This window comes from Streptomyces flavofungini (assembly GCF_014650815.1).
Classification (GTDB): domain Bacteria; phylum Actinomycetota; class Actinomycetes; order Streptomycetales; family Streptomycetaceae; genus Streptomyces; species Streptomyces flavofungini.
The window spans coordinates 281547-294116 of sequence record NZ_BMVR01000008.1; the positions used below are offsets into that span (position 1 = coordinate 281547).

10 protein-coding genes are annotated in these 12570 nt (G+C 72.4%); 3 read left to right on the forward strand and 7 right to left on the reverse strand.

The annotated features are described in order from the left end of the window. Window positions 1–23: 23 nt before the first annotated feature. The 5 genes from IE274_RS22740 to IE274_RS22760 form a co-directional block, all read right to left on the reverse strand. Complete coding sequence (locus IE274_RS22740) at window positions 24–1286, reverse strand: LolA family protein (protein ID WP_190117679.1); 1263 nt, start codon at window positions 1284–1286, stop codon at window positions 24–26. A gap of 379 nt (window positions 1287–1665) precedes the next feature. Then, window positions 1666–2706 carry a CHRD domain-containing protein gene (locus IE274_RS22745; protein ID WP_190117680.1) on the reverse strand — a complete coding sequence of 347 codons (1041 nt, stop codon included), beginning with the start codon at window positions 2704–2706 and terminating at the stop codon, window positions 1666–1668. Between the two features lie 255 nt (window positions 2707–2961). Continuing rightward, window positions 2962–3972 carry a polyprenyl synthetase family protein gene (locus IE274_RS22750; RefSeq protein ID WP_190117681.1) on the reverse strand — a complete coding sequence of 337 codons (1011 nt, stop codon included), beginning with the start codon at window positions 3970–3972 and terminating at the stop codon, window positions 2962–2964. A 589-nt stretch (window positions 3973–4561) separates the two neighbouring features. Beyond that, window positions 4562–5368 carry an HAD family hydrolase gene (locus tag IE274_RS22755; RefSeq protein WP_190117682.1) on the reverse strand — a complete coding sequence of 269 codons (807 nt, stop codon included), beginning with the start codon at window positions 5366–5368 and terminating at the stop codon, window positions 4562–4564. 795 nt (window positions 5369–6163) lie between these two features. Continuing rightward, window positions 6164–7300 (reverse strand): questin oxidase family protein, encoded by a 1137-nt coding sequence (locus IE274_RS22760; protein ID WP_190117683.1) that lies wholly within the window; start codon window positions 7298–7300, stop codon window positions 6164–6166. A gap of 240 nt (window positions 7301–7540) precedes the next feature. Between IE274_RS22760 and IE274_RS22765 the strand changes: the two genes are divergently transcribed. Together IE274_RS22765 and IE274_RS22770 are read left to right on the forward strand one after the other, a co-directional pair. Continuing rightward, window positions 7541–7963, forward strand: a complete 423-nt coding sequence (locus tag IE274_RS22765; RefSeq protein ID WP_229909727.1) for a MarR family winged helix-turn-helix transcriptional regulator — start codon at window positions 7541–7543, stop codon at window positions 7961–7963. A gap of 100 nt (window positions 7964–8063) precedes the next feature. Further along, a complete protein-coding gene (locus tag IE274_RS22770; protein ID WP_190117685.1) occupies window positions 8064–8372 on the forward strand; it encodes a hypothetical protein in 309 nt (102 codons plus the stop codon). Between the two features lie 121 nt (window positions 8373–8493). Here the strand turns inward: IE274_RS22770 and IE274_RS22775 are convergent, their stop codons facing one another. Continuing rightward, window positions 8494–9720: an FAD-dependent oxidoreductase gene (locus IE274_RS22775; RefSeq protein ID WP_190117686.1), complete on the reverse strand. Its 1227-nt coding sequence runs from the start codon at window positions 9718–9720 to the stop codon at window positions 8494–8496. A gap of 52 nt (window positions 9721–9772) precedes the next feature. After that, a complete protein-coding gene (locus IE274_RS22780; protein WP_190117687.1) occupies window positions 9773–11026 on the reverse strand; it encodes a carboxylate--amine ligase in 1254 nt (417 codons plus the stop codon). Window positions 11027–11237: 211 nt separating this feature from the next. Here IE274_RS22780 and fahA point away from each other — a divergent pair, with 211 nt between their 5' ends. After that, window positions 11238–12521 carry a fumarylacetoacetase gene (fahA, locus tag IE274_RS22785; protein ID WP_190117688.1) on the forward strand — a complete coding sequence of 428 codons (1284 nt, stop codon included), beginning with the start codon at window positions 11238–11240 and terminating at the stop codon, window positions 12519–12521. Window positions 12522–12570 lie beyond the last annotated feature (49 nt).

Sequence of the window (12570 nt, forward strand, 5' to 3'; positions counted from 1 at the left end):
GCTCACCTGCTGTCGGCCGCGCCCTACTGCGCCGCGTTGGCCGCCTTGACCAGCGCGTCCTTCGTGACCGCGCCGACGTACACCTTGCCGTCGTCGGTGACCAGGGCGTTGATCAGGCGGGTCTTGAAGACCGTGCCCGAGCCGAAGTCGCCGTTCACCTTGTCGCCGAGGGAGTCCAGGAACTTCGCCGCCTCCTGCGGCACCTCGTCGGACCCGGCGGCCGACGTGGGCAGGCCCTGGCCGCCCGGCAGCTTCAGCTCGGCGATGGACGTCCAGCCGTCGCCGATGACGTTCAGGCCCTCGGGGCCCTCGCCCTTGAAGCCCTCGAAGTCCTCGCCGGAGTGCCCGGGCCTGCCGGACCTGCCGTCCTTCCCGTCCTCCTCGGTGACCTTCGTGCCCTTCGCCGGCTTGAAGTCGAAGGTGGCCGCGGACGGCTTGCCGAAGTCGACCTTCGTGAAGCCCGCGTCGACGACGGCGGAGCCGCCACCGGCCGGGGACAGCGTGAACTTCAGCGGCGTACCCGTCTTCTCGTCCACCGCGATGGTGATCTGCCCGACCGTCGAACCGGAGTCCTTCGGCTTCAGCACCAGGCGGTAGGCGTCCCGGCCCGCGACCTGCGCGCTGCCGTCGACCTCGACGGACGTCGAGGACTTCTCGGCCGCCTTCAGGGCCTGCTCGGCGAACTCCTTGGGCGTGGCCGGAAGTTCCTTCGGCAGGTCCTTCCCGGCGCCCTTGCCGCCCCTGTGGCTCTTGTCGGCGCCCGCCCTGCCGCCGTCCTTGGCGTGGTACGCCTCGTTCGACGCGCTGTCGTACGCCCAGACGTCGTCGCCGTTGTGGATCAGGCTGTACTCGGCGGCGTCGTCGAGCACCGACAGCTTCTGCTTGTCCGGGCCGTCGGCCGCGATCCGCAGGGTGTGCGTGCCGGAGGCAAGCTCCATCAGCTTGGCGCTCGGGTCGGCGGCGCCCTTGCCGCCCTCGTCCCCGCCGCCCGGCGCGAAACCACCGGTCAGGCCGGAGCCGAACGACGGCAGACCCAGGTCGGTGCTGATCTTCACGGTGCCGGAGAGCTGCTCGGTGTCCGACGCGGCGATCTTCTCGATGAGTTCCTGCGCGGTGATCTTCGGCAGGTCCGGGTCGCCCGACGTGGCGAGTGCCGGGACGAGCCCGATGGTCGCCGCGGCCACCCCCGCCACCGCGAGCGGGACGACGTAACGCGCGGCCTTGCGGCGGCCGGCGCTGAGCTCGTCCGCCTCGGTGGTGTCCTGCTCCGGTTCGTACGGTGCCATTGTGTGCCTTACCTCCGTCGTCGGCGGCGGCGATTCGTTCCTCGCGTGCACTCGTCCACCCCGCGCCGCCATTCTCACCCGAATTGGTCAGGATGTGGTTGTCGGTACCTGTCTTCGTCTGTCTCCATCCGCCCAAATCGGCCACGCGGAAGCGTCAGACCCCGGGAGCAACTCCGCGTACTGCTCTGGGATGACAAAAAGGGGCGGCACCTCCCCCGTCCCGTAAGGGGAGGCACCGCCCGGGACGGTGACGACCGTGCGGCACGGGGGAGTTCCGCACACGTACGTCACATGGTCTCGGCGCGGGACCGGGGTGGCCCCGGCCCGGCCCTGGCACCGGTTTCGGCAGGTCCGGGCGCCGTCAGCGCCATCCGCCCGGTCAGCGCTGTACGAAGACGTAGTCGGCGCCGTACGGCACCGCCACGATCCGGCCCTCCTCGCACCCTCCGGACGGCTGAACGCCGCCCACGGTGTTCAGCCGCAGGATCTCGGTCGTACCGGCGAGCAGCCCGCGCTTCTTGCCGACCTGCTTGGCCTCCAGGTCGAGTTCGGCGATGTTCTGCGCGCCGTTGGGCGTCCTGGAGATCAGCTTTCCGGTGACGCCGCTGCGGTCGGGCGCGACCCAGCGCGGGGTGCCGGAGTTCGGCGCGACGAAGTCGTGGGCGATGCGGCCGCCGAGGGTCGCGCGGACGTCGCGCTGCTGGAAGGTGAAGCCGCCCGAGCCGTCCTCGGCCTTCTTGCACTGGTAGATCTGCTTGCCCTTGACCACGGACGCCTGGAAGCTGCGGGCCGCCGCGTCGAGGGAGACGTTCGCGGTCACCTTGTGGAGCTGGCCACGGACGGCTCCGCCGGGGAACTCGGCGGTGTGCAGGTTGGCGTAGAAGCCGTTCGGGTCCGCCTTGAGCTGCTTGAGCAGGGCGGCGTCGGCGACCTTGACGGTGCCGGTGACCCGATGGCGCTCGGCCTTGTCCAGGAGCTTGGTGAAGTCGATCTTGATGCCGCCGTTGGTGCCCTTGACGCCCTGGTGGATGTGGAGCGCGGTCGGCTTGGCGGTACCGCGCCACTTGACGGTGACGGACACCTTGTCGCCCTTGACCTTCACGAACTCCAGCGCCGCACCGTCCTTGTCCCCCACCGCGGGACCACCCTGAACGGGCACCTCGTTGGCCCCGTTCATGCTGGCCACGAAGAGGGCGCCACCGCGGACGGCGGCACCGGTCCGCACCTCGACGCCACCGCTCTGCGCGCTGCCGCTGTGCGCACTGCCGTGCGCACCGCTCTTCGAGCCCTGCGACTCGCTGCCGCTGTCCGCGGTCGCGGGCAGGACGGCGGCAGTCACCCCGGCGGCCGCGGCAACCGCGACACCGATGCCGAGCAGGGTGCGACGACGGTTCTTCGTAGAACTGCTGATAGTGCCCATCACGTGAAATCTCCCCGTACCCGAGCCAACGCCCCCTGCGTCAGCTTCTGGGCATGGGTACGGAACGGATCTGACCCTGGACTCAATCCAGGGTGAGCAATTTCATGTGACCTGCATCACATGACCCGCCTGCGCGTTGCCCTCTGTGGGCAGCTGGTCCGCCCAGAGGGCGGAACGGGTGGGCACAGCCCACTCCGACGGCGCCCATGACGCGGGGAGAGGGGCACCGGGGACAGAGGGGCGAAGCCCCAAGCCTCACCCCGCCCGGTGGACCACCAGGTCGCAGAGCTCGACCAACGACGCCTTGGCGTCGCACTCAGGCAGCGGGGCCAACGCGGCCCGAGCCTCCTCGGCGTACCGCACCGTGTCCCGACGAGCCAGCTCAAGAGCCGGATGCACCCGCAGCCGGGCCAACGCCTCCGCATGCCGCGCGTCATCCGTGAGATCGGAGTCGAGCAGCTCGCACAGCGCGACGTCCTCCGCGAGCCCGAGCCGCGCGACCCGCTCCCGCAGTCGCAGCACGGGCAGCGTGGGAATCCCTTCCCGCAGGTCGGTGCCGGGCGTCTTCCCGGACTCGATGGACTCGGACGCGATGTCCAGTACGTCGTCGGCGAGCTGGAAGGCGACCCCGAGCCGCTCCCCGTACTGCGTGAGGACGTCCACGACCGTCTCGTCGGCCCCCGACATCATCGCGCCGAACCGGCAGGCGACGGCGACCAGCGAACCGGTCTTGCCCGCGAGCACTTCAAGGTAGTGGTCGACGGGGTCACGCCCGTCGGAGGGCCCCGCCGTCTCCAGGATCTGCCCGGTGACGAGCCGCTCGAACGCCTCGGCCTGGACCCGGACCGCCTCGGGGCCGAGGTCGGCCAGCGTGTGGGACGCGCGCGCGAACAGGAAGTCGCCGGTGAGGACCGCGACGGAGTTGCCCCAGCGCTGGTTGGCGCTGGCCACCCCCCGGCGCACATCGGCCTCGTCCATCACGTCGTCGTGGTACAGCGTCGCGAGGTGCGTCAGCTCCACGACCACGGCGGACGGCACCACACCGGGCGAGTACGGGTCGCCGAACTGCGCCGTGAGCATCACCAGGAGTGGCCGAAAACGTTTGCCGCCCGCGCGCACGAGGTGCTGCGCGGCCTCGGTGATGAAGGGGACCTCGCTCTTGGTGGCCTCGAGCAGGCCTTCCTCGACAGCCGCCAACCCGGCCTGGACATCGGCTTCGAGAGCCTGGTCCCGCACGCTCAGCCCGAAGGGCCCGACGACGGTCACGAGGGGTTCTCCTGTCTGCTGACGATCACAAGTCGATCACTCGGTCGATCATTCGCCGATGACACGGTTTGTCGATGTGTCGCTGCCATCACTCAAGTCAGCGTATCCGGTCGCCTTTCGATCACAGCGAGCGCCTGCCCGAGCAGAGGAGACCAGCGTGCCCGATAGACATGGAATGACCGAAATACTCCACAGAGAACGATGTGCCCCACATGGCGGGAGTGATGCCACCCTCCCCCGACCGCCCACCGAGCCCCCGTCCCACCCCTCGCCCCTCACCCGGCACACCGCCGGTACGCACGCGCGGCCCGACCAACGGAGCGCCCTCGACGCCCCCGCCCACCCGGCGCCGGCCCCCCGCCGGAGGGGGCGCGACGACATCCGGCCAGAGATCTGACGCGTGTACGTTTCCGGCCACGGGCCGGAGTGCAGACCGGGGGACGGGCGAGGCGGCCGGGGCACGGCACCGGAGACCGGGGGAGGAACGAGGCGGCCAGGGCGCGACACCGGAGACCGGAGCACAGCACCGGAGGCCGGAGCGCGGCGCCGAAGGCCGGGACGCGGCCGCACGGCGAACCGCGCGGCCCCCTCACCCCAGCAGCCGCTCCAGCACCACCGCGATCCCGTCCTCCTCGTTGGACGCCGTCAACTCGTCCGCCACCGCCTTGAGTTCGTGATGCGCGTTGGCCATGGCCACCCCGTGCGCGGCCCACGCGAACATGGGGATGTCGTTCGGCATGTCCCCGAAGGCGATCGTGTCGGCGGCACTCAACCCCAGCCGCTCCGCCGCGAGGGCCAGCCCCGTCGCCTTGGTGACACCGCACGGCTGCAGCTCCACCGTGCCCGGCCCCGACATCGTCACGGTCGCCAGGGACCCCACCGCGTCCCGGGCCACCGCCGCCAACTCGTCGTCCGCGAGCGCGGGGTGCCGCAGCAGCACCTTGCTGATCGGCTCCTCCCACAGCACGTCACGCCGGGGTACCCGCACCGCCGGCAGCGTCGGGTGCGGCATCTCGTACCCGGGCTCGATCAACGTCAGGCCGTCGACACCGTCCTGGTCGACCGCCGCGAAGACCTGCCCGACCTCCGCCTCGATCTTCCCGAGCGCCGCCTCCGCCAGCTCCCGGTCCAACGTCACCGACCACACCATGCGGCCGCTCCCGGCGTCGTAGAGCTGCGCACCCTGCCCGCACACGGCGAGCCCGTCGCAGCCGAGCTCCTCCAGGAGCGGGCGCACGCGGGGCGCGGGGCGTCCGGTGACGACGAGGTGCCGTGCGCCGCCCTCGCTCGCGGCGGCCAGCGCCTTGCGCGACCGGTCGGACACCGTGTCGTCGCAGCGCAGCAAGGTTCCGTCGAGGTCAGTGGCGATGAGGGCATATGCGAGGGGAACGGCCATGATCCGAAGAATACGGATCTGACGCCGGTCGGTAAGCCGTGTGGCAGGAGCTGTGACGGATCGGGTGCGCCCGGCGCACTCCCGGCAGACACCGGGGTGTGGGCCCGGATACACCCGTTGACACGCGCCCGGGGTGCATCTGCGCGCTGGGCTTGACGGCCCGCCCCCGGTTCACCGGAACGAGGCGACCCGGGAACGCCCCATCCGGACCGACCCCACACCACCCGAGTCGCGCCGAACCACCCCACGGCCGCGCGCACGCCTTCACGCCGGTCCCGAACTCCCCCACGCGGGCGGACAGTCCACCCCGGACCGCCGTCCCGTCGCCCCACCCACCCTCTCTGGCCGCTCGGCCCTCGCCGGTCCGCCCACCCCCGCCGGTCCGTCACCCCCTCACCGACCCCTCGCCCGCCCTCGCTGGCCGGTCACGCCCGCATTACCCCGGCCTCCCTCAATGGCCCGTGGCCCCCTCGCCGATCCGTGACCTCTCCGCTCTGGCCGTCACCCCTTTGCCGGCCCGGCCGCCCTCACCGGTCCGTCGCCCCTTCGCTGATCTGCCGCCCCCTCGCTGGCCCCTCACCCCCTCGCTCGCCTGTCGCCCCGCCCCGCCCTCGACCCACCCCCCTCCCTAGGCCCGCCGCCCTTGGCCCGCCCCGTTGCCCCCGTCCCCCCTCGGCCCAACGCAGCCTCGCCCGCCCCCCACCTTCCGCCGCCTCTGGCCCTCGCCGCCCCTGGCCCGCGCAGCCCCAGCCGCACACCGCCCCCGGCCCGCTACCCCGCGTCCGCCGCGCCCCCCTAGTCCCCCGTCCCAGCCGCCACCACCCCCACGCCCCCGCCTTCGTCCAGGCGCGGTATCCGGCGCTGTGCCGCGTACGCCGCCGCCGGATAGCGGGTGTCGGGCCGCAGTGCGTACTCCCGCAGGCACGCCTCCGTGAACTTGATGACGTGCTCGTCGCCGTGCTCGACGGCCCGGGCGCCGAGCTCGTCGAGCGGGGGCAGGTCGGCCGCCTCGGCCCGCCAGGCCGCCGTCTCCTCGTCCCGCCGGTCGGTGGTGAAGGCCAGGAGGAAGGCCGACTGGACCTGCCACAACTGCGCGAGCGTCGGCTCGTACAACTCCCGTGGCAGGTGCGGCAGCACGAGGCGCGCCGCGGCGGGCGCGGTGAGGCCGTGGACGAGCGGGACCGGGAAGACCTCGGGGTGGCCCAGATACACATCGGCGAACTGCAGCGTCATGTCGCCGAGCAGGCGGGACGCGGGGTGCGGCGCCAGCCACTCCAACGACTCGGTGTAGCCGGGGAGTCGGTCGAGGGCGTCGAGGCGACCGGCGGCCACGGCCGGTCCGCGCGGGCCGTCGAGCGGGACGCGGGGCAGCGCGGCGACGGCCGCCGGGACGGTGTGAGGGCCGCGCAGGGCGGGGCTGCCGGGCAGCGCACGGTAGCGAGCGGCCCAGTACGCCAGGCCCCTGGCCAACTCGTCGAGCTGGAGCGGCGTCGGCGCGTCCCCGGCGACGGAGAGTCCGCGTACCGCGTGCGCCGTCCGGATCAGGCCGTGCGTCAGTCCGGCGAAGAGGCCGGGGAGCAGGCGCGGCCACCAGCGGGCGAGGACGTCGCGCCAGGCATCCGTGGCGAGTTCACGCGCGAACAGCCGCTCCCAGTCCCCCGCTCGGCCGAAATCGCCCAGCGCGGGACGCCACGACGCCTCGTCGGCGGGGTCGAGGACGAAGCGCGCGGCGGGGCGCTCGTGGTGGTCGAGCGCGCGCCGATAGCGCCCGATCCAGCGGGCCACCTCGTCGCCGTGCCCGAGCACCGCGACGGCCTCGGCGCCCATCGGCCCGTGGTTGGCGAGGTCGACGCCGACGCCGCGCTCGTAGCCGAGGTCCTCCAGTCGTTCCAACGCGTCGTTGACGGCGTCGTGGTAGCTGATCGTCGGCATGCTCACTCACCTTCAGGAATCTCGTAGGTCGCACCGCGCTCGTAATACTTTGGATACCCAAACAGTTTGGACTCCCAAACAAACTACACTCACGGAATGCAGAGCGCGCAAGAACCGGGGCCAGGAACAGGGCCGGGGCCAGGAACAGGACCACGGCCGGGGCCGGGGCCAGGGCCGAGGAAGGCGACGGCCGGTCCCGCCCTTCCCCTCACCCCCGTCGAGATCCGGATCGTGGGGCTCGTGCCCCTGCTCGAGCCGTACTTCCGGGGCGCGGCGGTGAGCGCGCTGATGCCGGAGCCGCTGCGCGAGGCGATGGAGAGCCATGGGCTGACGCCGCGTCATGGCGCGGTGCTGCCCCAGCTCCTGGCGGCCGACGAACCGTTGACCGTCAGCGGTATCGCGGGCCGGCTCCAGGTGTCCCTGCCGACGGCGAGCGAACTGGTCGGGGGCCTGGCGCGGGCGGGCATCGTCACGCGCACCCCGGACGAGACGAACCGCCGCCGGGTGCTCGTGTCCCTCGCCGAGGAGTACCGCCCGCTGCTCGAGTCGTTCGTCGCCCGCCGGGGCGAGCCGCTGCTTCGCGCCCTCGCGGGGCTCCCGGCGGAGCAGCGGGAGGGGTTCATGGCGGGGCTGCGGGCGTGGGTGCGCGAGGTGCAGCAGTAGCGGCGGGGAACCGTTTGTGCCGCGCGCACGTCGCACAGACGCAAGCCGGTCTTCCGTACGCGGGAAGGCCTCCGTACGTCACCTGGCACGAAGGAACGACATGACTCTCCGCCCGGCCCGCAAGCTCGCCGTCACCGCCGCCGCCTCCGCCGCGCTGCTCACGGGGCTCCTCACCTGGCAGGCAGCGGCCGCGGACACGGGCTCGGACGGCAGCGGCCGGGAGTCACGCCCGGGGGCTGCGGTGTCGGACACGGCAACCGGCAAGGAGTCCCGCGCGACGCCCGGCAAGGGGTCGGACACCGTGAGCAGCAAGGAGGTCGAGCACAGCGGGACCTCCGCGGCGGACTACTGGACGCCGGAGCGCATGCGGAAGGTCCAGCCCGCACCGATGCCGGTGGTTGAGCGCTGAGCCCAGACAGCGACGGTCGCGCGCTGAGCCCAGACAGTGATGGTCGAGCGCTGAGCCCGGACGACGACGGTCGAGCGCTGAGCCCGGCGGACCGGGCCCGCGCTTCCCGATCTACCCGCCCTCACGCCCCCCGATAAGCCGCCGCCAGATGCCCCGCCAGCCGCGGCGAGGCGAACTCCGTGCCGCACACGAACCGCATCACCGGACCGTACGACGACCCGGCGAGCATGCCCGTGAAGTACAGACCGGGCACCGACGAGACATAGCCCGCGCCCAGCTTGGGCGTGCCGCGGCTGGTGGCGAGGCGGGCGCGCAGGCCGTGGCCGAGGAAGCTGAGGGCGGCCAGGTCCACGCGGTACCCCGTCGCGGCGATGACGTGGTCGGCCGCGAGCTCCCGGGCGCGGCCGCCGAGGGTCTCGACGCTGAGCACGGGGCGGCCGTCGCGCGTGCCCGCCGTCACGATGCGCCGCACCTCGCGGGCCTCGACCTTCCGCTCGAACCGCTCCCGCAGCCACCAGGCACCGAGCGGGCCGAGGACGCGGCGGGTGAGGTAATGCCGGGTGGCTGCCGGGAGGTGGCGGTATCCCCCGGCGTAGTAGCTCAGCGCGTACAGCGACCAGGCGCGGCCGAAGGGGGACTCCGGGCGCAGCTTCGGCTGCTCCCAGGGCGGCCCGCCGAACGCCACCGAGCGCCGCCCGCGCGCCACCACCCGCACCCGCGCGCCCGCCTCCGCGGCGAGCACCGCCGTTTCCAGGGCGGACTGCCCGGCGCCGACGACGAGCAGGTCCTGGCCCGCGTACCGCGAGAGGTCGTGGTGCTGGGCGCTGTGCGAGACGGGGCCCGCGGGCGAGGGGCCGTCCGGCGCGGCCGCGGCCAGCTCGGACGGCAGCCGCGACAGGCCGGACAGGCCAGTGGCGACGACGACCGCGCGGGCGGCGAACTGCTCCCCGGAGTCCAGCTTCAGCTCGAAGCCCCCGGCAGGACGGGGGTCGACGGACATCACCCGCACCCGCTCCAGGTCGGGCACGAGCTTCTCCTGGAACCACTGCCCGTACCCGACGAACGTCTCGACGGGGATGATGTCCTCGTCCGTGACCAGCGGGGACAGGCCCTCCGCGGCGCAGTAGTCGACGAGAGTGTGGCCGCGCTGCGGGGCGTCTATGGTCGACGCCGCGGGGGTCGACTTGAGGAACATGCCCGCGGGCATGTGCGCCTGCCAGCTCACCATCGGCTCGCCGAACACGCGCACCGGGATGCCCCGGGCCCGCAGGTGCGCCGCTGTGGACAGGCCGTAGGGGCCCGCTCCGATGACGACGACTGGTTGCGCTGATTGGACTGGTTGATTCACGAAGTCCCTCCCCGGGACGTTGTGTGCGCCGTGCCGTCGCACGGGCGCACCGTCACTTCGTGGTCGTGCCGCCGCGGCGGTTGGTCCGCCACAGTTGGAACAGATGCTTCGCTCCTGGCCGTACGAAACGCGCAAGCATCGTGAAGACCGGCAGCATGTCGTCCGCCGCGAGCCACGCCAGCTCCGTGCCGCTGGCACGGGACGGGGCGTGCGGCGTCACATAGCCGCTGCGGCGGTAGGCGAGATAGGCGGGCAGGTCGATGTTCTCCACGACATAGCGGTGTCCCGCGCGCTGCTCCCCTTCGGGGACGGGACGGCCGGTCAGATGCAGGTGCATCGCCCGGACGACGTCGATCCCCGACTCGCTCTCGAAGAGGCGGAACTGGGCGCCCATGCGTGGGTTGAAGTCAAGCAGTTTGTACTGACCGTCGCGGCGGTCGAAGCGGAGGTCGAGGTCGATGATGCCGGTGAAGCCGATCTCTTTGATGAAACGCGCGGCGAGGTCCGCGAGTTCCGGGTTGTCGACGACGTACGCCATCGCCGTCATGCCCGCGTGCGGCGGCCAGGAGCGGACCTTCACGCCGGTGAACAGGGCGAGCGGGGTGGAGTCCGCGTCGAAGTAGGCGTGCACCACCCAGTCCTCGGCCTGCTCGCGCGGCAGGTACTCCTGCAGGATCACGCCGGGCCGCTCGCCCCAGCCGGGGGCCAGCTTCAGCAGTCCTTCGGGGGTGTTGATGCGGGTGGTGCCGTTCACGGCGGGCCGTTCGCGACGCTGGAACGCCTCCCTGTTCTTGGCGATGACCGGGAACCGGGCCGTCGCGGCGAACTTCTCTACGTCCTCCTGACTCTGCGGGCACACCGACGCGGGCGACGCCAGACCGTGCTCCACACACAGCTCGTGCAGCCCCTGCTTGCTGGCGAGGCGCCGCGGCAGCGCGGGTACCACCGGCGGGAACAGGAACCCCCCGAAGTCCGCCTCCGCCAGCTCCCGCTGGTGCTCGGCGATCAGCACCGCCGCTTCCTCGTCCGTCGGGATCAGCACCGTCGGCCTGCCGATCCGCCGTCCGATCCGCAGCAGCCCGTCCACCAGGTACGCCGGGTCCTCGATGCCGGTGGTCCGCCACGGGAACGCGCGCGTGAGGTAGCGGGACGCGGCGGCAGGCGTGTGCCGGTCCTCGGTGATCGCGTACATGGGGATGCCGAGCCGCCCCAGGCTGCGGATCGCCCCCACTCCACCGTGGTGCAACGGGTAGTCGCCGAACTTCACGATGAGGCCGGGCACTTCGCGGTCTGGTCGTAAGCCCATGCCGCCCCTGGAAATGGTCACGGGTCCCCCCACGCGTTCCCTGGCACCGAACCGGACCCACCCCTGTCCGTGTCCCCCAAAGGAAGCTATGCAGGAACTGACCATTCCACCCCCGGTTTATCCGGACATTGCGAACTCTTTAGACACTGCCCCTGGAGAAGCTTCCGACGTAACGTGTGAGCACTCAGATTGGAAAGCGAGGCAGGAACGCATGTCCGAGCAGAACCCGCTCGACCTCCCCGAGGGCGACCCCTTCGGCCCGCACAATCTTCCGTACGGGGTCTTCTCCCCGGCCGGGTCAGCCACCGACCCCGCGCCCGGGTCGGCGCCCGGTTCTGCCGCCGCCGACGGGCGCCGCGTCGGCGTCCGCCTCGGCTCGTACGTCCTGGACGCGGGCGCGGCAGGCGCCGCCCTCGGCTCGCCCTACGTCTCGCTGCTCGCCCAGCCCACCCTGGGCCCGCTGCTCGCCGCCGGCCGCCGGACCTGGAGCGACGTCCGCCGCGCCCTCACCGCCTGGGTGACGGTCCCCGCCCACCGCGACGTCGTCCGCCCGCTGCTCCACCCCCTCTCCGACGTCACCCTGCACCTGCCCTTCGAGGTCGCGGACTACGTCGACTTCTACGCCTCCGAGCACCACGCCTCGAACCTGGGCCGGATGTTCCGCCCGGACGCGCCCACCCCGCTCACCCCCAACTGGAAGCACCTGCCCATCGGTTACCACGGCCGGTCCGGCACCGTCGTGGTCTCCGGCACAGACGTGGTGCGCCCCACCGGCCAGCGCAAGGCGCCCGCCGACACCGCGCCCGTCTTCGGGCCCTCCACCAAGCTCGACATCGAGGCCGAGGTCGGCTTCGTCGTCGGCGCGCCCTCCACGCTGGGGACGCCCGTGCCCCTCACGGACTTCCGCGAGCACGTCTTCGGGCTCTGCCTCCTCAACGACTGGTCCGCCCGCGACCTCCAGGCCTGGGAGTACGTCCCCCTCGGCCCCTTCCTCGGCAAGTCCTTCGCCACCTCCGTGTCGGCCTGGATCACGCCCCTGGAGGCCCTGGACGCCGCCCGCGTCGCGCCACCCGCGCGCACCGAGGCGCTGCTGCCCTACCTCGACGACTCCGCCGAGTCCGTCGCCGACGAGCCCGGCGGCTACGACCTCCGCATCACCGTCTCCCTCAACGGTCACGTCATCTCCGAACCCCCCTTCTCCACCGTCTACTGGACCGCCGCACAGCAGCTCACCCACATGACCGTCAACGGTGCCTCCCTGCGCACCGGCGACCTCTACGGCTCCGGCACCGTCAGCGGACCCTCCCCCGACCAGTTCGGCTCCCTCATCGAGCTGACCTGGAACGGGCGCGATCCCCTCGAACTTCCCGATGGCAAGCGCACGTTCCTCGAGGACGGCGACGTCGTCACGATGACCGCGTGGGCCCCCGGGCCGGGGGGAAGCCGGGTGGGCCTGGGCGAGGTCACGGGGCGGATCGCGGCTACGCGGGGCTGAGGCCCGGGGGCCTCTCGGGGCGCCCCAGACCCGCCCCTTTCCCGAAACT

Bases quoted from the DNA above. Each gene is read 5' to 3' on its own strand.
- IE274_RS22755 (WP_190117682.1), bottom strand. From the start codon at position 5,368: ATGGCCGTTCCCCTCGCATATGCCCTCATCGCCACTGACCTCGACGGA.
- IE274_RS22745 (WP_190117680.1), bottom strand. From the start codon at position 2,706: ATGGGCACTATCAGCAGTTCTACGAAGAACCGTCGTCGCACCCTGCTC.
- fahA (WP_190117688.1), top strand. From the start codon at position 11,238: ATGTCCGAGCAGAACCCGCTCGACCTCCCCGAGGGCGACCCCTTCGGC.
- IE274_RS22740 (WP_190117679.1), bottom strand. From the start codon at position 1,286: ATGGCACCGTACGAACCGGAGCAGGACACCACCGAGGCGGACGAGCTC.
- IE274_RS22770 (WP_190117685.1), top strand. From the start codon at position 8,064: ATGACTCTCCGCCCGGCCCGCAAGCTCGCCGTCACCGCCGCCGCCTCC.
- IE274_RS22760 (WP_190117683.1), bottom strand. From the start codon at position 7,300: ATGCCGACGATCAGCTACCACGACGCCGTCAACGACGCGTTGGAACGA.
- IE274_RS22780 (WP_190117687.1), bottom strand. From the start codon at position 11,026: ATGGGCTTACGACCAGACCGCGAAGTGCCCGGCCTCATCGTGAAGTTC.